Below are 25857 nucleotides of genomic sequence, written 5' to 3'. Positions count from 1 at the left end.
TTCTATCAAAAGAGGTACTTAAAATAATGCTTAATTCATAAATGGATAATTCAAAAAAATACAAATTAGTTATTTAACATCTGTCAAATATAAATATTTAGGTGGCACATTATCTACTAACCAAACGCCATTATCAGAACAGTAAAAAATATAACCTTCTTGAAGCATAACCGCAGCATTGACAGTAAAAATAATAGGTTTTCCATGCCTTGCACCCACTATTTTGGCTGTAGTAATATCTGCTGATAAATGAACATGATGACGTGACATTTTACAAAGTCCTGTTTGCAAGATTGAATCTACAGATATGTTTCCTGTACCGTGATAAAGCACATCTGGAGGTACAGCAGGTTGTAATTGCAAATCAACTTCTGTACTATGTCCTTGATTAGCACGAATGAGAGTAAATGTAGAATCAAAAGCAAAGCGTTTTTTATCGCTGGTAGCGACTACTTCCTGTAATTCTTCTAAGGTGATAGGAAATTTGTGGTTAGTACAAGCCGTTAGTAATTGATCAACAGCAACCCAACCACCAGGAGCTAATTTAATTCCAATTTCTTCTGGTGTATGACGTAGATATTTACTCAGGAATTTACTAATTTTTACTAAGCGAGAGTTACTCATTTTTAATAATTAAAGATGATTTAATAATTTTTTGAATGCTGAATTTTTGTAAGAATACAGGAGTCAGGAGTCAGAATGCTTATGAAATCAGGAATAGAGAGAAGTGAGATTTTTTCAACATCATCAAAGTTGACTCGAAAAATCTTTATTCTCCTGACTCCTGTATTCTCTATCCTGAATACTTACGAATTTTTAAATAATCCCAAAAACAAACTATAAAGCCAATAACACAACTTGCTTTCCAGAGCAACAGCCACCAAGGTTTCCACCAGCCTCCAGTTTGAATTTCGACAATATCCGATAATCCAAACAATAGGAAAATTATAGATGTAATTTGATTTTTGCGTTTAGCAATGAGGTAATTTCGTTTATAACTATAGATAAGAAACCCCAATGAAAATAAACTCCATAATACCGCCTCAATATAATTTCCCTGACGGTAAAGGGTTTCTAGCAGTTGTGGATTTTCCAGTGAACCAGACTGCTGTAACCACAAAACAAACGCGATCATTGCTATAAACAAAAGGCTTAAACGCAGAATTGCTCCTTTAGTCAACTTCAAGGTAGATATTGAATTCATCTATTTAAATTGATAAAATTTGTTTCATTATTAGGGATAATGCAATGGCAATCATCACAGTTAATGTGATTTTACCACCAGGTATAAGCGATTGATAAATACCATTTGCTAATTTTTGTTGTTCCCTTTGTTGCCAACTCATAATTGCCGGAATAATTCCACCTAAAACTGAAATACTAAAGATTCCTGTGTAATCTAGCGCAGCAAAAAAGATAGTAGGGTTTACTGTTCCTAAACTCATTGGTGGAAACAGAATGAGTGAGTAAAGAGGTAATCGAGAAAGTTCAGTTTTTTTAATTCGAGAAATATCTTGGAAAAAATCTATTAACCCGTAAACAAAACCGATAAATGATGTAATGATGGCAAATTCCGAAAAAACAGTTATTAATAATCCTATTAATTCTCCTGCGTTACCTGTTCTGAGAATTTGTAGTGGATCGAAAACACTGCTATTATCTGAATTATTCTGCAATATATCGGGATTAATACTTCCCAAAATTACGGCGTTCCAAGCTAAGAACATCATTAATGGAATTGCCGAACCAATGATAATGGATTGACGTATTTTGGGTATATCTCCTTCTAGTTGCGTCACAACTACTGGAACAATATTATGATAAAAAAGGGCTACACACATCACTGAAATAGCACTGCCAAGAGTATGCCAATTTTGAAATAGGAATTGAGTGCTTTTTACTTGCCCTGCTCCTAACAACAATAGACCTAAAAAAGAAATAATAACAATGGCGACAAAAGCACTATTTAATTTCTGAATAAACCTTTCTTTTCCTAGATAAAGAATACCCCCAAATAATAGGGTAAAAGTTGTTGTTCCTGCCCAGTTAGGTAAAAGATTTTCTAACCCTGCTATTTTGGTTAATGCTGATGCTAAAATATCTCCACCTTTGCTGATATATGCCACTAAAAGAGCATAGTGCATAAACAAATATGTAGCACCAGCAACTCTCGCTCCCACTTTACCAAGGGTCTTTTCTACAATTGCTAAAAAACCTAGATTGGGAATACCCTCTAAACGCATGACGTTCAAAGTCACTTCCGCAATTAACAACCCTGAGAATAGTGTGTACAGCCAAACTGCAATTAGTAAGGTTGTAGATGGCAAAACACCCGATGGTAATGTTACCGCAGGTAGAGCCAGAATTCCAGCCCCCACGGTGGTTCCGGCAATCAGAGCAGTACTTCCTAGTACACTACCTGGTTGATGATTGAACTTATCGCCATCAAAATCCAGATGAGAAAATAATCTAGTGATTTGCTTTTGTTCTGATTTTAGAACTGTCTTCATAGGGTTTTTGCTCAAGTATCTGCCCAAAATGGGCAGATCATATTAATTTATGTAAATAATTGTAGCAAAAATGCTTTATTTACGATGAATTTCACAGAGAAAATCGCCGAAAGCTTTTCTCGTTGTTCTCGTTCCCATACTCTGTATGGGAATGAATGTTAGAAGGCTCTGTCTTGATTGACAGCAGAGGCAGAGCCTCTGTGATGGTATTCCCAGTTTCCAACTGGGAACGAGATATGCCCACAATTGATAACTGTTAAAGTAGGGCTATTTTTTGAGTAGGTTTGTAATTTGGTAAGACTTGATTGAGTTGGCTGGAATTTAAATTAATATGACGTTGCAGCACTGTAGAAATTACATCACGAAAATCTGTAGCGATCGCTAAATCTCTTTTCTCATACAATTGAGATGCTGATAAACCAGGCCATTCTCCATAAACTTTGCCGCCTTTAACATTCCCACCTAAAACCCAAACGACGTTACCATGTCCATGATCTGTACCACCGTTATTATTTTGCCGCACGGTGCGACCAAATTCAGACATAACAACGATGGTGGTATTTTGATAAACATTGCCCAAACCTTGAACTAAAGCGGCTAAACCTTTTCCCAATTTTCCCAAATTCTGAGCTAATGTTCCTTGGGTGCTACCTTGATTAGCATGAGTATCCCAACCACCTAAGGCCATAAATCCTAATTCAATTCTGGAGTCTCTAACCATTAGTTGTGCTAATCTGCTCGCATCCCTAGAAAAACCATCAGGTAAAGGCGCTCCATTGTTGGCCATGGTCATTTCCTGATCCAAGTCTTTCATGATAGCTTCACGTGCCATTCTTCCCTGACGATAAGTTTGACTAAGGCTATCTTCTCCACTGTAAAGTTGATCAAATGCTGTTGCTACTTGCGGACGATCTATCAGTAGCCGTTTTTTAGGATTTGCCCCTGATGGTAAATTGGCAATAGGCATCTGACCATACAAAATCCAAGGTGTGTTTTGTCCCACTGTTACTGCTTGCACAGGGGTTTTTTTCGCTATGACACCTAGTAACCTGTTCATCCAACCATCTCTAGTTCCTTTGTTACCAGGAGTTCCACTTTCCATATATTTTTGAGCATCAAAGTGGGAACGAGTCGGGTTCGTTAAACCGCAAGCATGAACAAATGCTAAATTGCCTTTTTGCCAAAAAGGCATTAATGGAGATAGTACGGGATGTAATCCGAAGCGACCATCTAAATCTATGACTCCACCTTCTTTACCAGGTTGGGGAATGGCAATTTTTGGTCTGGCTTGGTAGTAGGCTGTTTCTGAATAGGGAACGACAATGTTTAAACCATCTACTCCACCTCTGAGAAAGATCACAATTAAGCGTTTTGCATTGCTGTTGGCAGTAGCTGAATGAGCAACCCAAGTATTACTACCAATAGTGGTGATGGCTGAAGTGGAAAAAAGTCCGGCTTGGAGGAGAAAATCACGTCTGTTCATAAGCTAGGAAATAGATGAAAGACAAGAGATCAGGAAAATTTTTACTCAGTACTCAGTACTCGTTACTAAACTAGCGCTGCATAAATTCTGGGCTACCTAAGATTAAGCCGCTACGAATTTCTAGTGGACTTGATGCGATCGCTTTTTGGGTTTGAGGAGAAAAAGAATTACCCAATGTATTCATCAGTTGTTCATAGTCCACAGGTATAGATTTAGTAGCTTTTCTGGCTTGGGGGGCTTTGACTTTACCCGGCTTCATTTGTCGTCTTGGTTTGAATATGGGTAACTTAGCATCGCCCACAGATGGGATAGTTTTTCTAGGTTTTGGTGCTTTTACCTTATTTGGGTTCTTTTGCGGCGGTAAGCTGGATATTAGTAAACTATCATTAGCGATCGCAGTAGCAAAACTCAGCCGTCGAGTCATCGCATCAGGATTTAACCAAGCTTCTTTAGTATTTTTATAGCCGTCTGGAGTTGGACACCGATAAAGAGGCATAGCTAACTGAGCAAACAATTCCTGGATTGGTCTGGTATTTTTTAGCTCCATCCCAGTTGCCCTAACTACAGAAATTGCGTACTGATAGGGTGTTTTAAACTTGCTATTAAAATTTTTCTCATCCCAAAATTCAGAACTTTGGAACAGGGTATTTAGTACCTCACGAATATTACCATCAGTCGCAAGATATCGCTGTGCTAGTTTTTTGACCAAAGTTTCTGGAGGTTTATCAGTAACAAAATACTGAGCTAACTTATAACTAATATGACGAGCAGTAGCCGGACTTCGAGCCAAAATATCTAAAGCTTCTTCTCCCTCAGCTTCACCACTGCCTTTAATTTTGTTTCCTAAAAAAACCTTGTCACCAAAATCATGATGTTTGGAATTGAATTCAAATCCATTACTATTATCCTGATGAGGATTATTAACAATCCCCCAACCACTCAAAATTTGTGCTAAAGCAATCACATCTTGTTGAGTATAACCTCCATCTACTCCCAAGGTGTGTAATTCCATCAACTCACGGGCATAATTTTCATTTAAACCTCCAATTTTTCCCTTAGCATCTGGACGATTAGAAACTTTATTTTTGGCATTATCTAAATAAAGTAGCATAGCCGGATGGCGTGCTGTTGCTCCTAATAAGTCCCGAAACCTTCCTAATACATGAGGACGAATCGCTTCTTGTTCATAAGCACCCACCCAAATGCGATTACGTCCTTTAGCAGCATCCACATTAAAATGGTTATACCAAAAGTCCACCATCACTTCTTGAAGTTGGCGGTTACTGCTAGTAGCCCTTAACAATCTAGATTGAATTGTTTCCTGGACAATCTGACCAGATTGCTTCATTGAAGCTTGCTTTTTTTCCTGAACTGATGTTATTCCCGCAGAAATATTTGCAGCATATTGCAAACGTTGCATCGGATTTAGATTCAGGGTTTTCATTTGTGAAAGTTGACGAGTCAAACTTTCTGGTTCAGAAATGGAATCAGGAGAGAGTTGCTGTTGAATGTAGCCCTGTACTCCCATAGATTCTACTTTTTTAATATCGCCAGGTGCAGGGCCAAAACTCAAACGGTTGATGATATGTAGCACTTGGGAATTTACAGTTTTAGCCGCAGCATCACTAGGAATAACGCTTCCTAATAACAGCAACAGCGACAACACCCAATATTTATTCCTTATTAAGGTCATAGCCTTATTTTGGTTGTGTTGAGGGATTTGGAGGAGCAGGAAAACGTTTTTGTATATGTTCAACCCATTTCTGACGTTGTGTTGAGTTTAAAATTTCCCTAATCTCTAGATCATCCTGATACTCTGCATTAGCTATTTGCTCTCTGAGATTATTGATTTGACGATATTTAGTATTTACATCCTGCTTACTAGCATTACCCGCCATGAGTTTCAAAAATTCCTGTTGTGCTTGACGCAGTTCTTCTCTCTTTTTTTGTATACGTTCTCTAACCGGATTGTTTCTGCGAATTTCTCTAACTTGCTCCAGTTGCTTAGGCGTTAAATTCAAGTCCTTGGGTAATCCACCTGGATATCCCACATTTGGTTCGGTTGTTTTAGTAGGTGTTGGACTTGGTATAGGAGTTGGATTAGGCTCGGCAAATGCTATAGAACTACCTAAAGTAATTAAAGCAACTGTCATCAGAAAAACACGATTTAACAACATTCAGTTTTAATTCCTGGAAATTATGTACATTGACCTATGTCGTAGTACCTACATTATTACTGAAAAATGTGACGCTCATTTTTTCTATTTGTTTCCGTTGTTGTATAAACTGAATTATTTCAAACAAACCGTTGTGTAAACTCGTACATTAAATCCACTCTGCCTTTACGCAACATAGCTGGATCTAATCTTTCTGTAGTATTACAAGTCATTAATACAACCAAACGCTGCTTCATTTGTACACCAGATTCATCAATTACACTTTGGTACAAGGTGCCATCTAGCAAGGCCAAAATATGCTCAGTTTTGTTATTATATTGTGCTACTTCTGAAGCTCTATCTTGAGCTAAATTATCAGCTTCGTTGATGATAATACAAATTCTTTCTAAGTAACTTGGGGGAACAAAGTTACTAATGGCATCATGATCCAAAATAAAAATTACATAACCTAAGGGTACAAGAATTTCCTTAGCTACTGATTGCGTCCATGCTGTTTTACCTGTACCTGGTTCTCCATGTACTACAACTGCTAATTGGTTTTGATTGAGAATTGCTTGTTGAACTGAGTCACTAAAGTCTTGAATTTCTTGGGGAAATGTACGAATGGGAAATTGATTATGAACTTTACCGACACGACTTTGATATCCACTCAACATCACTGCTAAATCATAAGTCGCTTTATTAATTAATGGCGCTAGATTTTGAGACATTAAAGTATATTGTCTTCGTCCACGATCATAGGGGTCAATCTGTAACCAAATATCGTATTTAGACCAGTAAGCATAAACAGTATTGATTACATCTAGACGTTCCCAGTTAACGAATTTTTCTGCTGGAAAATAGAAATCTCTCTCCGAGTAATATTGGGTAATAATATCAGGACGTTCTAATAAACGTAAAACCCTCAAAACGGTAATTTCTTGTAATAGATTCAAAACATAATCAATGGGTATACTATTACGATTAACAAATTGGACAATGGGTGTTTCTGTAGTTAAAACATCCTTGTAGCGATGGTCAGGCGTTATTGCATCAGGTGTGATAAAATTCCAATATTTTTGCAATTCACCACGAGTGTAGTCTGAAGCTAGATTTAATAAATTTGCCCACCAAGCATAATCTTTTCTTGCTAATGCATCTGCATAATAACTTGCTAGATTAATAGTTTTTTGGGTTAATTCATGGGTATCATGAAATATAATTTGCTGGAAATAGCCCCAATCAAAGTCACGTTGAAATGGCCGCCAACCATTAGAGAGTAAGTTTTGCCGATTATTATTCTTGGAATTATTGTCGTCGTTACTTCTGAAATAATCAAAATCCATATTTGATGCAATGTAGTGATGGTTGAATTATTTGGTAATTATGCAGGAGATGATGGAAAAGTTTTATCGTACTATAAACTACCTGTGTGTCAGTTACCAAAACAAAATTATTTCTTACTGCTAAGAAACTCTATTGGTAAATTATTACACGTATTGTACTTTTAAGCTAACCTCCAAGTTTTTATTACTTGCAACTATTTGGGGACGCAAGTGGTAAGATTAAGTAATTTTTATCGGTTTTGGAAAAGAAAAATAATATTACATAAGTTTACATAATTTAAAAGCTATTAAGATGGGAAATTACCCAAATCAACTAGGAAAGGAGTTAAATAATTAGCGTAGCACCCATTCAAATACTACATATAATACATTATACGCCACTATGTCAAGTATTATGCTTAAAATATTTACGTTTCAGCGAGGATTAGCTAACTTTTTTACCAACTGACTAATGTATATTCATTGCTATAGTGGTTCTCTGTTGGATGCAATAAGATGGAGGGTGGGGAGATACCACTCCTAGCTAATTGGCAATGAAACACTGTATTTCACTGACATAAAAACCTTGATAAGGGACTATTTATTTACCAATTTTCCCTAAATTTAAATATATTTGTAAATAGCTTTATTGCAGTAATCAAGATATATTAATGGATATTTTAATCTGCTGTAAAAAGGCTAGTAAAATTCCTGATCTATCAATTTATTAGTGTATTTTCATACTGGTTTATATGCTGTAAATCAAGTTGTTTATTTTGCAATATTACTGACAGACTGGTTATTAGTGATACTAATATAAATAACTATCTAATTTTTATATATAAAGTTATTGTAAAACTATTAGGAAAATATTCTGCAATTTTGCATATAATCAAGGTGTGTTTGCTAAAGCTATTTGGATTGAGTTTTTCTTTCCTTTTTGTTGCAGGGAAAGATGATCAACTGAGCGCCAGCAATACACGCGCTAATCCTGAATAAGCACTCTCTTATGGCTCGCGGGATTATTGTTTTTACTAGAAAGATGATAAATCCCAATTTAATTTTCTGGAGAAGAGATGTATCTGACACATTCATTCATGAGTGATGAAAAGAAGCAAAGCTCTCAGCCACCTTTGATTTTGGTAGTCGAGGATCATGATGATAGTCTGCTGTTACTTAGTTATGCTCTAGAGTTACTGGGGTGCAGATTTATTTGTCAATCGGACAGTTCCACCACACTATTAGTAGCAAAAGAGTATCAGCCAGACTTGATTTTGTTAGATATTTTGTTACCTAGTCTGAACGGTCTAGATGTTGCTCGATATCTAAAACGCGAGCCTCTAACTTGCAATATTCCAGTAGTTGCAGTTACAGCTTTAGCTGGTCGGGAACACCAAGAGCGTATCCTCAGAGCAGGTTTTAATGACTATATTAGCAAACCCTATATGCTTGAGGATTTAGAGGCGATCATTTGTCGTTTGCTTGATGACAAAATCGAGCCTTATTTGGAGTTTGAAGTATGTCGGGAAAATTAGGTATAATCGCAATCAATTTTCTTTAGGTAGTCTCACTGTGAATATACTACCTTTACCTAATTCTGAGGAAAGTTCTATTTTTCCACCGTGTGCTTCTACAATTCGTTGTGATAGATGCAGTCCTAAGCCACTACCGGATCTTTTGTTTCTACCTTGACGAAATCTTTCAAAAACTGTTGCTTGATCTTCAGGGGAAATTCCATAACCTGTGTCTGCAACTTCAATTAAGATTCCACTTTGCTCAGTCTTGGTGGATAAGGTTTCAAAAATGCGGATTTCGACACCACCTGTATCTGTGAACTTGATAGCATTACCGATTAAGTTATTCAACACTCGTCGTAGTTCTAGTCTATCGCCAATAAGAATTCCAGCATGATTCCCTAGCTGGTTTAACTGATGAGTATCTAATTTGAGAGTCAAGTTTTTCTCACTAGCAAGAGGAGTTAGTTCACTGATTACTTCTGCGGCTATTTCCTGTAGGTTGCATTTTTCCAAATTCAAGGTCTTTTTCCCTGCCTCGAAGCGATAGACTTCTAGTAAGGTGTTGACCATTTGCATTAAATTTTGGTTACTGCGAATCATGACAGAAATGGCTTGTTTCATTTCTGGAGATATCTTACAAAAAGTTTCTTGTTGAAACAATGCCAGCATTCGATCAGCAGCTACGAGGGGTGTGCGTAAATCATGAGTCAGACGAGAGACAAAATCTTCTCGCTGACGTGTCATTTTTTGTTGTTCGTCGATACTGTGTTTAAGTCGCAAGAGCGATCGCACTCTGGCTAGTAGTTCATCTGTATCAAATGGTTTGCGAATAAAATCATCAGCACCAGCATCTAATCCTTCCACTACGCTAGATTCGTGAAAGGCTGTAATTAACAATATGGGAATATAGCTGAGATCGGCATGATGACGAATTCTACGTGTGACTTCATAACCATCCATCCCTGGCATCATTACATCTAGTAGAATCAGATCAGGTGGAGATTGTAATACTTTTTGCAAAGCAGTTGCACCATCTGATACTAAGTCAATTTCATAGCCCTCGCTTGCTAAAATTGTTTGCACTAAAATTAGGTTATCTCTAGTATCATCAACGGCGAGGATACGGTCAACTTTATCACTCTTGACAACAGACATAATTTATCAACTTTTTTGAAATAAATCTCAATTAATCTACATTTTTATGTGAGGATAATTCATCACAGCTTTGCTAGATTGAGATGGTGGAAATTCGGGTGGATTTTGAGCAGAATAAAAAAAACCATCGCCACTGCTTAAACTTAAACTATAATTATCTCCTGAATGAGAACTAGGTGCTAATGTTATTTGACGAGGCAATTCAATTTTAAATATTGAGCCTACTCCTAATTGACTTTCTAGAAATATTTTACCCCCCATCATTTGTACTAATGAATTAATAATTGCTAAACCCAAACCTGTTCCAGGATATTTACGGCTAATACCTTGATCTATTTGCCGAAATGCTTCAAAAATATGTTGAAAATCTTGAGGAGAAATGCCAATTCCTGTGTCTCGAATAGTAATTGTGATCCGATTTTTGGAAATAATTTCTTTAACTTCTACCCAAATACCTCCATATTCGGTAAATTTAACTGCATTGGAAAGGAGGTTAATTAAAATCTGATGTACTCGAATTGGATCATTAAATACTAAAGTGTTTTCTAAGTCAATTTCTACAAGCAAAGATAACTTTTTAGCTTCAGCTAAGGAACGTATTTCCAATACCGTATTATTAACTATTTTTGAGAAGTCAAATATTTCCGGTTTTAGCTCTAATCTACCAGATTCCAGTTTAGAAAAATCTAGTACTTCATTTAGCAACATTAACAAATGCTTACCATTATTGAGGATACGCTCCACCATATCCGCTTGCTGATGAGTAAGTTGACCAAATTTGGGACGTAACAGGATTTGAGAGAAACCAATGATAGCATTCATTGGGGTTCGTAATTCATGCGATATGGTTGCTAAAAATTGTGATTTGAGCCGTGATGCTTCTAACAGTTTTAAATTTTGTTCCTGAATTTGTTGGCGTTGTTTCTCCAATTCTTGGTTTTGATTAATTAGTTGTTCATGACTTTCTTTTAACTTCTGATATGCCAAATCTGCTTTAATTTGTGCGCCGTATAATCGAATCGCACTCCGCAAAATCTGAGCCAAATTTACCGAAGATAGTTTGGACTTAAGAATATAGTCTGTAGCACCTGCTGCCATTAATTCAATAGCGATTTGTTCATCTTCTGGAGCAGTGAGGATGACTAGAGGAACTTTGATTTCTGAAGAGCGTAGTTTGTTAATTAAAATTAAACTATCTTGGTTTGGTAAGCGATAATCTAGAAACACGCAGTCGAAGTTATTACTTTTGAGGGCAGAGAGTGCGTTGTTACTATCACTGGCCTCACACAATTCCATATAAACACCTGCTTTCGTCAGGGCTAACCGAACTGCCATGCGATCTACTTCATCATCATCTACAACCAAAATTTTCAGCGTCTCTTCCATCAGTTTTTATTTATTTTCGCTGTTCAAGAATATTGATGTACAGCATTTCCATGTGAAAACTATGTAACTACAGAATTCAAAATTTTTGTGTATCATCAGATATAGATATAGAGTAATTCAGGGATTTTACACATTATCTAATTGATGTTCATGAAACTCAATTTATCGTCCTCCATTCTTCCATTATCTAGATGAAAATAATTCTCTTCTAAATTAGGCAAGGTCGATATAAAGTAAAATAAAATACTTTATCCATCTCAACACAATTGTAAATGAGTAGATGATTCACCGTCCTCAGCCATTAGTGAGAGTTGCATATAAACATTGTGTACCAGAAGCTTGAGCAGTTTTACCCACTAGAAAATTTCTCTGTATTGATTAGTGAGTGTTGAGCAATGATTCCTTGATGGCACAAGCCCCCACATTAATCCGTGGGATTAATCCAAAATTGTTCGACTGAGCGCGGTAGTTGAGCAGTTCGACCAAGCTCACTGTAAGACTTGTCGAAACTCACGACGAAGTCCAAAATCCAAAATTGTCTGACTCATTTACTATTAACTAGTTTTAAGTGCATATTTTGAGAGTTGGAGTTCTAACATTTAAAGCTAAATCAATAGTAAGCTCTGATGTTCATTTTTGATTTCACCTAGTTTGTTTAAATCACTTTTATTCCTTGTTGACTATGGTTTGCTACTAACAGAATTGTCAGAGTTTTCCTTAGGTATGCCTAATTATGCTTTGATGTGCTAAACTAATATTCAGCGAGATTAAATTTACTCCTCGTTAGTTGTTACATTGTGTAATTATGAAGTTAAAAGTTGATTAATTATGGTTAAGTCATGACAAAGAGGTCAGATAATTTTACATTCGTATCCATATTTCATGTTTTAAAAAATAATAGCCATATATCCGTAGCTAGATTTTTACTTCTACCCAACATAAAACAAATCAACTTTATTATTTCTATCGACGGATGCAAGTGAAACTAAATATCATCTATCTTTGGTTTGGAGAAATAAGATCAAATAGTTACAAAAAGTTTTAACTTTAAATAAGCGGTCAGATATTCTAGTTAGGTGTAACGATGAGTGAAATTAGCATTCTTTTAATTGAGGATCATGATTTAACCCGCATGGGACTAAGGGCTGCATTGCAGTCACACAGCGGATTAAGAGTTATTGGGGAAGCGGCAAATGCTACCCAAGGTCTAAAACTTTTGGAAACGACTAAACCAGATGTAGCGGTAGTAGATATTGGTTTGCCAGATATGGATGGGATTGAACTAACCCGCAAGTTTAAGCGTTATCAAGCCGAAACTGGACAAACGAATACAAAAATTTTGATTTTGACAATGGATCATACAGAAGATGCAGTCCTAGCGGCTTTTGCAGCAGGGGCAGATTCTTATTATATGAAGGAAACAAGTATTAATAAATTGACCGAGGCTATACAAGCGACTCATGCTGGTAATTCTTGGATTGATCCAGCGATCGCTAATGTGGTACTCAAGAAGATGCGATTGGGTTTACCAGGAGAAAGTCTCGCCTCTGATAAACCAAAGACTGTAAAAATCGAGGCGTTGGCGACTGAATATGAACAGGTGCTGGAAACCTATCCTCTGACTCAACGGGAATTGGAAATTTTAGAGTTGATTGTGGCTGGTTGTAGTAATGGGCAAATTGCGGAAAAGCTTTACATCACAGTGGGAACAGTCAAAACTCACGTTCGCAATATTTTGAATAAACTGTGTGCGGATGACCGTACCCAAGCTGCGGTTCGCGCTTTGCGTTCTGGGTTGGTTGGTTAAGACTATTTATCCTAATCGGTCTTGTAAACATTCGGCAATCCGTTTCGCTGCACCAGGTTGTCCCATGCGTTGAACGCCATTTTCGGCAATTGTTTGGATCAGGTCGGGATTTTTGAATAGGGATTGCACTACTTGGAGAACTTCTGCTGGTTGGTTCACCACAGTTAAAGACACTCCTAAAAGACGACTTTGCGCTTCAGCAAAAGCAGGGTTATATTGAGGGCCTTGACCCGGAATAGCGATCGCAGGTTTACCTAAACCAATAAATTGTTCTGTTGCTGTTCCTGCCATTGCGATCGCTAAATCTCCTAAATGTAAGCAGTCATTATAAGCAGTTTGAGTGAGAATTAAATAAGCATTTTTTTGTTTAAAGATTATACAATCGGGGTCAGAAAGCTGCACAGGAGAGACTGTAGATCTTTGCCAGCCGTGGATTTGCAAAGTTTGAGCTAAAATATTGATATCTAGACCAGGAGCGATCGCACCTAAAAATACCAAATCTCGATCCTGCCAACTAGCGCTCATAGCAGATACAGCAATCATGATTATCTCCCAGTTAGCATAAGCCTCAGTCGCACGGGAACCAGGCAGCAAAGTCACCATCAAAGGACGAACAATTTCTTGTTGTTCAACATCAGCACCATAAAATCTTGGAGTTCTCAAAGTCGATTCCAAGCCATCCATCATCGGATTCCCCAAATCAAAAGCTGGAATTGACCACTTTTTTAATATTTGCGTTGTCAGCGAATCTCTAGGAAACACTGCACAACAACGACGACGACTCATCAAAAACCTTTCCCAAGGATGATAAATGGAACCAGAAAAATTTTCCCAACGAGCCGACTTTGACTTCCTGGGTAATAAACCCACCTCATCTCGCACATAATATTCAGATTTTGCCGTCCCCACAAAAGCATAATTAGCACCACTGACAGCAGCAAACAACAGCGGGACAATATCTCCCACCGCTAAAATAGCCTTTTTATGACCTAATTTCGTTTGAGAACTCACCCAACGACGAATAGCTTGAATTTGAGTCCAAGTCAGTTGCACCAACCCACCACGGACATCACGCATCAATTGGCGACTATCCATATAAATAAAACCACCAGAAGGCATAGTCTGCACCGAACCAATACAAGGCACATTTAACTGTTGATAAGCACGTCCTTCACCAACTATCGGTAAAGCAAAGATATCTGGTGGTGAAGATAGCCGTTGCAATTCTTGTAAAATACGCACAGCAATAATATCTTCACCGTGACCATTACTTAAAACTAGTAACTGCAACCGAGAAGCCGTATCTGACGAGTTCGCAACTAAAGGTAATTGGGATAAATCACTCATAGAATTTTAGATTTTGGATTTTAGGGAACACCAGAAAATAAATTATCCAGTCTTGTGGGATGGGCATACTTCGACAAGCTCAGTACAAGTCCTGCCCGTCCTTGATAATTTGCGGGCAAGATGCCCGCACCACAAGAAATTTTTGTACATTTTTTTATTTGGAAGTCCCTTAGATTAGTAATATTTGCAGAGTATTGCAATTTGTGATCATAAAATCTGATAATAAGTATTGTCGATCGCACTAAATCAACCTAAATATCATCTGGTAAAAAAACTCTAGAATATCTAGATATAAATACTCATTAAATCTGTTTTAGGCATTAGAAATAATTGACAAGAAACAAAAAATTACAATTAACAGTCTCTTGATTTACTGGCATAGGGATATAAATCGGCAAAAAGCTAGAAATTAGCATTATCCCCAGGACTTGCCCTGACTGCAACTAACTACCAGTTAATTAAATTAATCAATATTAATTATGCGAGTTTCTTCTGCGGCAATTTTTACCTTAGCTACTTTAGTTGCTAGTAATATCACACAAAAAGCAAATGCTGTACCGACTCAAACCACAAATCAGGAGGAAGCAAACGCAACCAGCGATGTTATCGTCGTCCCATTTGTGGAAACTCAAACAGCACAGGTAGAAACCGTAGCATCTCCAGAAACTACTTATGCCATAGAATTTAGCTCTCAGCCTGTGGTTGTACCGAAAAATATCAATAACAACTTGACTACAGATAACAATTTAGTAGTTATTGCCACCAATGTCCAGATAGTTGGTGCTAATCCAGAATTAGAGCAGATAATTCGCAACGTTATTAAAACCCAAATAGGTGGGAATACCAGTCAAAACCAACTCCAAAAAGATATAACAGCAATTTTAGATACTGGTTTATTTGCTAGTGCCAATGTCAACAGTAGTAATACATCCGCTGGTTTGAATGTGGTGTATCAAGTCAAGCCAGTAGTCGTACAAGCCTTACAACTATCTGGTGCAAAGGTTCTTAATTATAAAGTAGCCTTAGAAAGTTTTCAAAATCAGATTGGAAAAGATATTAGTCCAGCCAAACTCCAGCAAATAGTCCAACAAATTAATCAGTGGTACACAGAAAACGGTTATACCTTAGGTAGAGTACTATCCATTAAACCCAGCCGCCAAGGTATTCTCACAGTCAATGTGGCTGAAGGTTTGGTAGCTGATGTCAAATTTCGCTTTTTGACTGAAGAGGGAGAAAAGGTTGATAGTAAAGGCAACCCAGTCAAGGGACGTACTCAAACTGAGTTTCTCAGACAGCAACTCAAGTTGCAACCAGGTCAAGTCTTTCAAGACAAATTAGCCCAGCAAGATGTACAAAGTTTATATAAATTAGGCTTATTTAAAACCGTCAATGTTGCTTTTGAAGGGGATGCAAGCAAAGCTGATTTAATCTACGAACTCCAAGAAGTTGGGGCGCGATCGGTTAACTTGGGTGGTGGTTACAATGCTGATGATGGGATATCAGTCATTGTTAGCTATAAAGATCAAAATGTTGGCGGTGTCAATGATACATTGGCTGCAAATATTGAAGTTAATAGACAGGATGTACTGTTTAATACTAATTTCAACAGTCCCTATCGGGCAACTACCCCCGATCGCTTTGGATATAACATCAAAACATTCCGTAGAAGGGAACTTTCGGATACTTTCGACGATACTATCAAGCTAGAAAATGGTGACAAAGTAAGGGAAGGCAGGATTGGTGGTGGAGTGAGTATTCAGCAAGAAGTTGATGGTTGGGACGCTTCTTTAGGTCTTAATTATACTCGTGTTTCCATCCGCGATCGCGAAGGTAATATTACCCCAAAAGATGCCAATAACAACCAATTATCTTTTAGTGGTAATGGAATTGACGACCTGACTACCGTATCTTTCACAGCCACCAAAGACGAACGAGATAACCCTAATAAACCAACGCAAGGTTCTCTCCTCAGTTTCACCACCGAACAATCTGTTCCTGTTGGTCACGGTCAGATTTCTATGAATCGTCTCCGGGGCAATTACAGCCAGTTTATGCCAGTTAACTTGTTTAACAGCAACAAGCCACAAGTATTTGCTTTAAATCTGCAAGCTGGAACTGTAATCGGTGATTTACCTCCTTACGAAACCTTCAATTTGGGTGGTTCTAATTCGGTGCGTGGTTATGATGCCGGCAAGGTGGCTAGTGGACGCAGTTATGTGTTAGCTTCTGCTGAATATCGCTTTCCCATCTTCCCCATCGCTGGAGGTGTACTTTTTGCTGACTTTGCTTCAGACTTAGGTTCTGGTGACACTGTTATAGGAGATCCTGCGGGTGCGCGCAATAAGCCGGGGAATGGTTTTGGTTATGGTGCAGGGGTGCGGGTTGACTCACCTTTGGGCTTAATTCGGGCTGATTATGGAATTAATGACCAAGGAGATAGCCGAGTACATATTGGCATAGGTCAACGGTTTTAGAGCATTAACATAATTCATAATCATGTCTCCAATGCCGTTAAGGAGATGAAATCCTTGGGTTTAATGATAGTTTGTTTGTGCTTCAATTAAGTACATCGGTGGGACTAAACGGTACTATGTAAAGTTTTGTAGGGGAAAGGTTAAAGGGTAAAGTTTTTTCCCTTTCCCCTGCTTAATAAGATAGTTATGTTTTTTGCATCCACCTACTTAAGTCAACCTCATTGGATAAAACTGATGTCAAAAGAACATAAAAGTAATAAAGAAACTAAAAAGCCTAAAAAAGATGCCAAGGACAAAAAAGAAAAAAAAGACCCAAACAGATAGGATAGTTAACGATGGCGATAATGCCTTCTTTCTCTGCTTTCTGTTCTGAGTTTGACTTGTTTCGATAGCACCAAATCAATACAGTAGAGACGTTCTATAGAACGTCTCTACATCGGCGAATAAAGCGCATCCTCATAAATAAATGGTATCAGGATATTTATGCTGCTTTAAGGAGCAGAAGCACCCGACTTAGGATCAGAAACCTTCTGTAAACGTAGTAGAGTATTATATACCTGTTGTTTTAAAGCACTGTTAGTTTGGAGTTCTACCGTAATTTTATTGAAGCGGTCAATCTTTAAGCCATTTTCTTCAACAATTTTTTGAGAATCGTTGCAATAATTAACTGCTATATCCTTGGCCTTGTTGGGTAGGGAGTTCATACTGTTGGGTTCGTTGCAAACAATTGTGGGAATTTCTTTCCCACCAATCAGTTTTTTAATCTCCTCAAAGGCTTGTTGCCGTTTTGGTTCCATTGCTAATACAGATTCGGCATACTTGGTAACTTCTGTATTGTTAACTGTCAAGGCTTGAGCATCAGCTTTGGCACTCAATCCCAAAGTGCTAATAATTACACTAGTAGTAGTCAGAGTTGCAAATACCAAGGACTGAGACAGTACTTGCCTGATTTGTGTTCGGAAAAGGACAAAGTAATTTTCCTGCATACGATAGATGACACAGAATATATGTTAGAGGTATGATAGTGGATTTGAATTATTTTAGGAAGAATAAGTTCCAGTAAACCCGAAATCAGCTAAATTTTTACAGGGAATAGGGACAGGGCGCAGGGAAGAAAATCAATAATTACGTAGTGCTAAGGACAACGCGTAGCGTTTCCGCAGAAAATATTACGAATTACCAGTTAGAGAACTCCACAAAAAGAAATGCCCAATGTCATTCTGTTCACGAAGTGTGGCGTTAGCCATACGGAACGAAGTGTAGTGAAGAATCCTCCGAGATGCTAGAGCCTACGGCACGCTAACGCGAACGTTTCGCTTTGCTACACTCAGCATGACAAAACAGGATCATTTATTTTGTGGCTTACTCTTAGCGTCTCTGACATACTTGACAAAGTTCGATAACTTTAGTTTGGAGTATTGAGGTTTCTGATGCCCCTTGTTTAAGGCTAAGTTCTAATTCTAGTAGTAGGGGCAAAGATGAGATTAATTGCTGTACAGAAAGAGAATTAACTTCTTGTTGTAAAAAATAGATGCGTTTGGGGTTAGCAATTTCGGCAGCTTTAGCGATCGCTTGAGGATTTCGCTCTCCACCTTCCATCATAATCTTTACCCATAGCCAAGTACGAAACTGACCAATTAAAGTTGCAACTATCCGCAACCCAGGTTCAGAGGCATTCATCAAATCAGCAATAATCCCTAAAGCTTTAGCTGTATCTCCGGTTCTAATCGCTGCTGCTAATTGTAAGGTATTTTGAGTAGTATTTCTGACTAGCTGAGTTACTGTTTTTACGTCCAAAGGTTTGTTGCTACCTTCAGTGAAAAGCCGCAATTTCTCCATTTCCGTGTAGAGAAGCCTTGTATCATTACCTATAGATTCCGCTAACAGTTCCGCAGTTTGGGGAGTTAGTTTCACACCCACAGTTTGAGCCGCTTGATTGACAGCTTGCACCAATAATTCCGTTTTCCAGGGAGGAATGAGGGGAAATTCCCGGAACTCCTGAGCGAATTGTTTCAAAAATTTTGTAGCTTTGAGGCGTTCATCAGGCTTGTTCCGGCTGGTAAGCAATAAAAACGCATCTTCAGGAATTACGGCTAAAGTGCGTTGTAATTCCCCTAGGACATTCTCTGGACACTGTTGACACAGAGTGGTATTAATCAACCAAACTAAGCGTCCACCTGCGCCAAAAGTGGGTGTCATGACTTGATTTAAAGCCTGAATGATAGCATCGGGTTGATCTGGGGGGAAGGCGGTATAATTAAAACTAGTCCAGAGGGGATCAAGAATGCGATCGCGCAAAACAGCCACCGCTTTTTCAATCGCAAAATCATCCTCACCCCAGTAAACATAGATTGGCATAAATAAACCCCCCCCGAACACGACCAAAATCAAAAACCCAAAATGGTCTAATTTTCCCTACAATCTATCAAGAGATCGCGAGGCAATGAAGATTGGACGACAACTACCAAACCTATTTAAATCGGGTAGCCCGCATGACGCTACCAGAAGCTTACAGATCCCAAGTTCAGCATATCCAGGAATCTTCTAAATTTCAGCCAAATTCTGGAATCAGAGAACCAGCACCCTTTCCTGGCTATACGCTGATTACTCCACCTGCGGGAGAGGATACAGAAAACGCTGCTTTTTACAGCCAAATAGAGTCTTATCAGCGATCGCTTTTAGAATTACCAGTCAACTGCGATTTGATTGTACCTGTACCTCCGGCCAGCTTTCATGTGACCATAGCTGACCTTATCTGGGATCATGCTTTCATTCATGCCACTGAAAAAAATCCCCAATTTGCCGAAGAACTGAACTCTTGTCTAGGTGACTTGTTTCAACAGTATCAAGAATCCATGACAAAGGCAAATAATCCAATCTCTTGGCAACTGCTGGGACTGATCGTAATGCCAAGGGCTGTCGGTGTTTGTTTAATACCCAAAGATGAGCGCAGCTACGAGGAGATTATTCAACTCCGCCGACTAATTTATCAAAATCGTAAATTAATGGGCTTGGGAATTGAGCAACATTATAACTTTACAGCCCATATTACATTAGGCTATTTTGGGGAAGTTCCCACAGAATTAGACCGCACAAAACTCAGTACTATGTTGTCTGAGTTAAATCAACAATGGTTGTTAAATTTCCCAGAAATTTTAATCAATAGAGTTGAATTGCGGAAATTTGATAACATGACACACTATTATCGTCAACCAGACTGGATAAGTTTAGATTTTTGAGTAATTTCTAATTCGTAATTAATTTATTAGTTACGAATTAGAAGTAATTCTAAATTACACTTAAAAAATCTGGGTATCGCTGGTATTAAAATAAAAAATGCCATGTCCAGAATGAACACGGCAAGGATTGAATTAAATGATAGATTTATGCTTTAACTGCGGCTTGTTTGCGTTTGCGAAGAGAAGTAACGCCAAAAGCACCTAAGCCTAAGATACCAATGAGTGAAGCAGGTTCGGGAACTGGCTGAGGTGGTACTACACTAATAGAGCCGCCCTTTAAAAACACAGCAGAATCTAAAGCAGAATCACCTACATCCTTAATTTTGATGCTGAGAGTATTTACTGCATTTTTATTTACAGCACCCTGAAAAGTAAGATTTGTGGTATATCCATCTAACTGGGTATCATTACCAATATTATTGATATAGGCAGGGTCAAAAGGACCAGTAGGACTATTTGCCAGGTTGTTGATAGTGACTGGGTTAGTGTTAGCTAAAAGAGCTAAGTTGGTTCCGTTCAATAAAAGCTCGAAGGAATCGTTGAATTGGCTACCCGCGAACTCTAAAAATTCTTCTGAACCAAATACATATTCAAAGAAGACATTGCTTACTGTATTGTCAGCAAAAAACGAAATGTCTAGTTGAGCTAAGTCGAAAGATCCGGCAGTGTCGCCGGCTGTTCCATAATTGGTAGTTTTGCTAGATGTATCATTAGGACCAACTACATCTACAACATTTCCTGTACTGAGAACAACACCAGAACCCAAACCAAATGGATCATCACTGAACAAGCCAAACGCATTTGCGTTACCTGTTGTTGTGACACTGAAGCCACTGAGTCCATTAATATTTGACCCTAGTAATGAATTCAGTAATGTATTACCGTCATTGTTTTGGGTTACAGTAAACGCGAAAGCTGCACCTTGACTACCTAGAGCTACAGTTGCACTTACTGCCGCTGCTGCTACCATTGAGAATTTTTTCAAAACACTTATAGTATTCATTGTGTGATTTCTTTGGAAACTCAGTTTTTATTTGCTGTGTATACTGTCAATACTAATACAGGCTAAAAGTGCCTGTAAAGCATTTTTTAGTGGCTTCACAGAAAATTTACTGAGAGAGAAAAATCCTATATGTAGAGAGATAGCAGGACAAAACACTTACGTAACATGGATTAGAGACTGATTTTGTAGCAGATTTAACGGATATTTATACATAAAGAAATTATGAAGCTAGTGTCAGACTATTCAGGGAATAAAGGTTAAATGTAAAGAGCTTACACACAAAATCTCTATATTTTCTATTTTCTGTGGTTTCTTTCGTTCCTCTGCACTGGGTAAGAACACATATTAGGAGGTAAAACCAAGTATCTCTGGTATCAAAATAAAAAATGCCATGTCCAGAGTGAACACGGCAAGAATTGAATTAAAAAATTAGTGATAGATTTATGCTTTAACTGTGGCTTGTTGCTTGCGTTTGCGAAGAGAAGTAACGCCAAAAGCACCTAAGCCTAAGATACCAATGAGTGAAGCAGGTTCGGGAACGGATGTTGTATATTTGAAATTAGGTCCAAAAAATCCTTGGCTTACAGTACTACTTCCTTGATCTGGAAAAACTAAAGTTGAACTGGAGCTAAATACATCAGTTACATAGTTTATAGCTGGGTCTACTGTAAAGTTAATAGGATTCCAAGTGTAATTTTCTGAACCAGTAGTTGCTGCAATAAAAAAGGTCTTGCCAGCATCTAATATTGTGGTAGGAATAGAGGTGTAACGAAACCAGCCATCAAGTGCATCACCAGGTTTAACAGTTCCTGACACTAAAAGAGTACCAAGATCGTCAAAAATACCAACATCATGGGTTTCAGTTAAGTCGTTTTTTAGGTCATCATAGAACCCCAGTTGATTGACAGCAACATCTTGGTTTGTAGTGAACTTAAAGCCAAGGCTCCAATTACCATTAGTAGAGTCTATAGTAGTTGAATCAAAGTTGATGGCTGCTGCATGGGCAGTCCCTGCAATTCCGAGACAGACAAACACTGCACCAGTAGCAGTAATAGATAACTTTGTTAACTTATTTACAGTTGTCATTGTGGTATTTCCTCTTAAGTTTTTCTTCTTTCAATGGTCTCAATACTAATACGGTCTTATAACCATTAGGAAGAGTTTTTTAGCTACTTTACAGAAATTTTACTTATATAAAGAACTAGTAATCTAGAGGTGATAGCGTCAAAACACTTACGTGGCTAAACTTACAAAAGCATATGCCAGGAGAGTTAACGGTTATTTATACATAAAGCAATCATGAAGTTAGTATCAATATTTGTAAAGGGAATGTGAATTAAAAAGCTGTTTTCGACAATTTTCATACCTTGGATAGATGTGTTAATTTGCCAAATATATAGAAACTTCTTTCGTGTTCATAGTCTAGGTGCGATATGTAGGAGGTAAAACCAGGTATCTCTCTGGTATCAAAATAAAAAATGCCATGTCCAGAGTGAACACAGCAAGAATTGAATTAAAAAATTAGTGATAAATTTATGCTTTAACTGTGGCTTGTTGCTTGCGTTTGCGAAGAGAAGTAACGCCGAATGCACCTAAGCCTAAGATACCAATGAGAGAAGCTGGTTCGGGAACGGTGATAGGTGTAGGAACTACTACTTGACCAGCACGACCAAAGCGCAAATTGTCAATGGCAAAACCAAATGGTTCTGCACCGACTAAGCTAAACTGTAGCCCGGCTATCTTATTCTGACCATTGTCAGTTACCAATCCAAGAAATTCGATTCCTAGTCCGGTATTGGTAACTGATCCGAGTAATGCACCAGTTCTGTCAAATGCCTTGATTGCAGTTCCACCGATGGCATTGAAAAAGCCACCATCCAATCCTACTCCAGCTATATCTGTATCAAATAGAATACTTATAGGTCCGTTAAATGTGGGGGAACCGGATAAAACAGGAGTTGTTGGGTTAGAAAAATCAGTGGTAATTCTGGTCGCGGGTGAATTGGGATCTAGAGTTAAGGAAGCGGTGGGTGTTCCATTGACAACTCCATTAGGATTGGCTCCTGCTGGAAAAGGCGCTACACCTACAGTTTGACCCAGGAATACACCACCGAATGTTACAGTGGGTGCACCAGCAACACCACCATATAAAGTTGGTGCGTAAGTTGGATTAAATGTATTGAGTGGCAATTCGCTAAAGGTTATTAGTCCGGCATCTGCGGTGAATGCATCTTCACTAATTCTGACAATACCTGTGGCGTTTGCTGATGACTGAAAAGTCACTAAAGATAGAGACAAAGCTGATGCCATGCCTAAAGCTGAAACTGGTTTGATTTTTACAAAACTCAATCTAGTCATTAATGCAATCCTCAAAAACAATTAATAAAGGCGGCGCTCCACATAATTACCGATTCAATGGTCTTATGACAGATCATTAAATAGGGCAACTCCTTAACTTATGTTTTTCAATAGGTAAGAAAATGTTGAGGTATACTGTTGCCTTATTCAATAATATAAATACGAATGTTTAATGAATGTAAAGCGTTTTTTAGCAGCTTCATAGAAAATTCACTGATAGAGAAAACTACTATATTCGGGGGAGGGACGTGAAAATACTTACAAAATTAGGCTTTCAAGTGAAGTTTAGTAAGAGATTTAATTGCTACCGCTATATAAATTTTTGATGAAGCTAGTAAAAATACGGATTTGTATACAATGGAGTATCAATAACTTCTCTGGTTCTTGGTGGTGGGTGCGATCGCATATTGCAAATAGAAGAAAACTCGGTAAAAATGTTATTTTGTATGATGTTCATCATTACCTGCAAATCTCTCTCCTACAAATATAGAGACGTTGTATTCTCGCCATCTGGACACTGGGAACGAGGGAAATATACATTTCTAAATTCTCTGAATGCCCTAAAATAAGAGTAAGTACAAAAAAACTGTTTACCTTTCCCCTCAGTCGCTTCATCCCTATTGCTTATGAATTTCTCGCCAGCACGTCAGTATTTTTACCAGGAGATTCAACAATCTGACGAGTCTATCAACTTGGCAAAAGCGGCTTTGTATATTGCTCAAGAAGAATATCCTGATATTGATATAGAAGAATATTTCAACGCCCTTGATACAATGGCTGTTGAGTTACAAGAGCGTTTACCATCTTCCCGCTATCCGCTGCGGGTAATTCAAAGTATTAATCGGTATTTATACGATGATTTGGGCTACAAGGGTAATAAAATCAATTACTATGACCCGCGTAATAGTTTTTTCAATGATGTAATTGAACGCAGAACAGGGATTCCCATTACTTTAGCCCTAGTTTACCTGGAGGTAGCAAAACGTATTGATTTCCCAATGGTGGGGGTGGGAATGCCTGGACATTTCCTGATTCGTCCCGATGTTACTGATATCGAGATTTTTGTTGATGCCTTCAATGGTGGTGAAGTGATGTTTGCACAAGATTGCCAAGAAAGGCTTTCGCAAATTTATCAGCAATCTGTGACTTTAAAACCTGAATTTTTAGCCGCAGTTAGTAATCGACAAGTTTTAGCACGAATACTGGCAAATTTGAAGTATATTTACCTCAAACAGCAGGATTCAGAAAGAAGTCTAGCCGCAGTGGAGCGAATTTTATTGTTGTTTCCTGGTGTGAGCTTAGAATTGAGAGATAGAGGTTTGCTCTACTATAAACTTGGTCAGTTCACTCAAGCTATAGACGATTTACAAAGTTATTTAGCCAAGGTTCCCGACGCTGAAGATGCAAACGTAATTCGCCAATTACTTGCAAAATTGGATAAAAAAACCTAAATTAACTCAAAATTTCTGATTGAAGGGGGCAGAGGAGCAGAGAAGAATAACTTTCTATCTATTCCCTCTTCCTCAATTACGAATTACGAATTACGAATTACGAATTAGCCAGTTCTTCTGCAACTCGTTTGAGACGACGCAGTTGAGCTTGCATATCTGCTTTTGTCCAAGATGCAGCAAAGGTGTTAAAACCCCAACTGACTAAGGGGTTGGGAATCTGAAACTCAAAGCGGTTAATTAGAAGTGTGCCTTTTGCTACAGGTTGACATTCCCAGCGATCGCTCCCTTGGAAAAATCCCTTAAATCCCCAGATTACCAAACCCGGTTGTCGTTCGATCACAATTGTGTTCAAAGTAGGTTTAATTACGGGAATTTGAATGATAAATCGACTACGACTGCCGATATCTGTACTCCACACTTTTCCCACAGGTTCACAACGGAGAACAGGGTTAAGCCAGCGGTGCATGAGAGTTAAATCAGTAACACATTGCTCTACTACTGTAGCAGCGGCTTTAATTTTAATTGATTGTTCTAAAACCTGGGACATTTTCTGGTGGTGATGCTATTGCTGTTTTTATCTTAAGCTATAGCAATCCGATTTGATTTATAGTCAACTTAAGTATTGGCGACTAGAAGTCGCGGCTTT

General features: G+C 38.1%; 21 protein-coding genes. 5 read left to right on the top strand and 16 right to left on the bottom strand.

Annotated elements, in window-relative coordinates; genetic code table 11:
* Positions 1-69 precede the first annotated feature (69 nt).
* The 7 genes from ACSQ6I_RS20250 to ACSQ6I_RS20220 form a co-directional block, all read right to left on the bottom strand.
* Entirely contained in the window at positions 70-624 is a 555-nt protein-coding gene (locus ACSQ6I_RS20250) for an RNA 2'-phosphotransferase (RefSeq protein ID WP_438892091.1), read from the bottom strand.
* Positions 625-793: 169 nt separating this feature from the next.
* On the bottom strand, positions 794-1204 hold the full coding sequence (locus ACSQ6I_RS20245) for a hypothetical protein (protein ID WP_438892090.1): 411 nt from the start codon (positions 1202-1204) through the stop codon (positions 794-796).
* A 4-nt stretch (positions 1205-1208) separates the two neighbouring features.
* The gene (locus ACSQ6I_RS20240; RefSeq protein WP_438892089.1) at positions 1209-2510 is read right to left on the bottom strand and encodes an amino acid permease; all 1302 of its coding nucleotides are present in this window, start codon (positions 2508-2510) and stop codon (positions 1209-1211) included.
* Positions 2511-2766: 256 nt separating this feature from the next.
* On the bottom strand, positions 2767-3993 hold the full coding sequence (locus ACSQ6I_RS20235; protein WP_438892088.1) for a DUF1501 domain-containing protein: 1227 nt from the start codon (positions 3991-3993) through the stop codon (positions 2767-2769).
* A gap of 70 nt (positions 3994-4063) precedes the next feature.
* A complete protein-coding gene (locus tag ACSQ6I_RS20230; RefSeq protein ID WP_438892087.1) occupies positions 4064-5686 on the bottom strand; it encodes a DUF1800 domain-containing protein in 1623 nt (540 codons plus the stop codon).
* A gap of 4 nt (positions 5687-5690) precedes the next feature.
* Positions 5691-6170, bottom strand: coding sequence for a Spy/CpxP family protein refolding chaperone (locus ACSQ6I_RS20225; RefSeq protein ID WP_438892086.1), 480 nt, complete (start codon positions 6168-6170; stop codon positions 5691-5693).
* Between the two features lie 119 nt (positions 6171-6289).
* Complete coding sequence (locus ACSQ6I_RS20220) at positions 6290-7495, bottom strand: AAA family ATPase (RefSeq protein WP_438892085.1); 1206 nt, start codon at positions 7493-7495, stop codon at positions 6290-6292.
* Between the two features lie 1055 nt (positions 7496-8550).
* On the opposite strand from ACSQ6I_RS20220, the gene ACSQ6I_RS20215 reads away from it, so the two are divergent.
* A complete protein-coding gene (locus tag ACSQ6I_RS20215) occupies positions 8551-9009 on the top strand; it encodes a response regulator (RefSeq protein WP_438892084.1) in 459 nt (152 codons plus the stop codon).
* Positions 9010-9021: 12 nt separating this feature from the next.
* Here the strand turns inward: ACSQ6I_RS20215 and ACSQ6I_RS20210 are convergent, their stop codons facing one another.
* A complete protein-coding gene (locus ACSQ6I_RS20210; protein ID WP_438892083.1) occupies positions 9022-10146 on the bottom strand; it encodes a hybrid sensor histidine kinase/response regulator in 1125 nt (374 codons plus the stop codon).
* Positions 10147-10182: 36 nt separating this feature from the next.
* The gene (locus tag ACSQ6I_RS20205) at positions 10183-11532 is read right to left on the bottom strand and encodes an ATP-binding response regulator (protein ID WP_438892082.1); all 1350 of its coding nucleotides are present in this window, start codon (positions 11530-11532) and stop codon (positions 10183-10185) included.
* A 1084-nt stretch (positions 11533-12616) separates the two neighbouring features.
* Between ACSQ6I_RS20205 and ACSQ6I_RS20200 the strand changes: the two genes are divergently transcribed.
* Entirely contained in the window at positions 12617-13339 is a 723-nt protein-coding gene (locus ACSQ6I_RS20200) for a response regulator transcription factor (protein WP_438892081.1), read from the top strand.
* A gap of 6 nt (positions 13340-13345) precedes the next feature.
* Here the strand turns inward: ACSQ6I_RS20200 and ACSQ6I_RS20195 are convergent, their stop codons facing one another.
* Positions 13346-14686 (bottom strand): lipid-A-disaccharide synthase-related protein, encoded by a 1341-nt coding sequence (locus ACSQ6I_RS20195; RefSeq protein WP_438892080.1) that lies wholly within the window; start codon positions 14684-14686, stop codon positions 13346-13348.
* 479 nt (positions 14687-15165) lie between these two features.
* Between ACSQ6I_RS20195 and ACSQ6I_RS20190 the strand changes: the two genes are divergently transcribed.
* Entirely contained in the window at positions 15166-17160 is a 1995-nt protein-coding gene (locus ACSQ6I_RS20190) for a BamA/TamA family outer membrane protein (protein ID WP_438892079.1), read from the top strand.
* Positions 17161-17651: 491 nt separating this feature from the next.
* Here ACSQ6I_RS20190 and ACSQ6I_RS20185 read toward each other — a convergent pair whose 3' ends face one another.
* Together ACSQ6I_RS20185 and holA are read right to left on the bottom strand one after the other, a co-directional pair.
* Positions 17652-18146, bottom strand: a complete 495-nt coding sequence (locus tag ACSQ6I_RS20185; RefSeq protein WP_438892078.1) for a DUF4168 domain-containing protein — start codon at positions 18144-18146, stop codon at positions 17652-17654.
* A 382-nt stretch (positions 18147-18528) separates the two neighbouring features.
* Positions 18529-19518, bottom strand: coding sequence for a DNA polymerase III subunit delta (gene holA, locus ACSQ6I_RS20180; protein ID WP_438892077.1), 990 nt, complete (start codon positions 19516-19518; stop codon positions 18529-18531).
* Between the two features lie 92 nt (positions 19519-19610).
* Here holA and ACSQ6I_RS20175 point away from each other — a divergent pair, with 92 nt between their 5' ends.
* Positions 19611-20399: a DUF1868 domain-containing protein gene (locus ACSQ6I_RS20175; RefSeq protein ID WP_438892076.1), complete on the top strand. Its 789-nt coding sequence runs from the start codon at positions 19611-19613 to the stop codon at positions 20397-20399.
* 145 nt (positions 20400-20544) lie between these two features.
* Here ACSQ6I_RS20175 and ACSQ6I_RS20170 read toward each other — a convergent pair whose 3' ends face one another.
* From ACSQ6I_RS20170 to ACSQ6I_RS20160, 3 genes are all read right to left on the bottom strand, one after another.
* Positions 20545-21402 carry a choice-of-anchor L domain-containing protein gene (locus ACSQ6I_RS20170; protein WP_438892075.1) on the bottom strand — a complete coding sequence of 286 codons (858 nt, stop codon included), beginning with the start codon at positions 21400-21402 and terminating at the stop codon, positions 20545-20547.
* Positions 21403-21843: 441 nt separating this feature from the next.
* The gene (locus ACSQ6I_RS20165) at positions 21844-22488 is read right to left on the bottom strand and encodes a DUF4082 domain-containing protein (RefSeq protein ID WP_438892074.1); all 645 of its coding nucleotides are present in this window, start codon (positions 22486-22488) and stop codon (positions 21844-21846) included.
* Between the two features lie 447 nt (positions 22489-22935).
* On the bottom strand, positions 22936-23760 hold the full coding sequence (locus ACSQ6I_RS20160) for a PEP-CTERM sorting domain-containing protein (protein WP_438892073.1): 825 nt from the start codon (positions 23758-23760) through the stop codon (positions 22936-22938).
* 626 nt (positions 23761-24386) lie between these two features.
* Between ACSQ6I_RS20160 and ACSQ6I_RS20155 the strand changes: the two genes are divergently transcribed.
* A complete protein-coding gene (locus tag ACSQ6I_RS20155; protein WP_438892072.1) occupies positions 24387-25211 on the top strand; it encodes a SirB1 family protein in 825 nt (274 codons plus the stop codon).
* Between the two features lie 97 nt (positions 25212-25308).
* Here the strand turns inward: ACSQ6I_RS20155 and ACSQ6I_RS20150 are convergent, their stop codons facing one another.
* The gene (locus tag ACSQ6I_RS20150) at positions 25309-25758 is read right to left on the bottom strand and encodes an SRPBCC family protein (protein ID WP_438892071.1); all 450 of its coding nucleotides are present in this window, start codon (positions 25756-25758) and stop codon (positions 25309-25311) included.
* Positions 25759-25857 lie beyond the last annotated feature (99 nt).

This window comes from Anabaena sp. WFMT, assembly GCF_051781005.1.
Classification (GTDB): Bacteria; Cyanobacteriota; Cyanobacteriia; order Cyanobacteriales; family Nostocaceae; genus Anabaena.
This window is presented reverse-complemented; position numbering and strand designations above follow the sequence as displayed.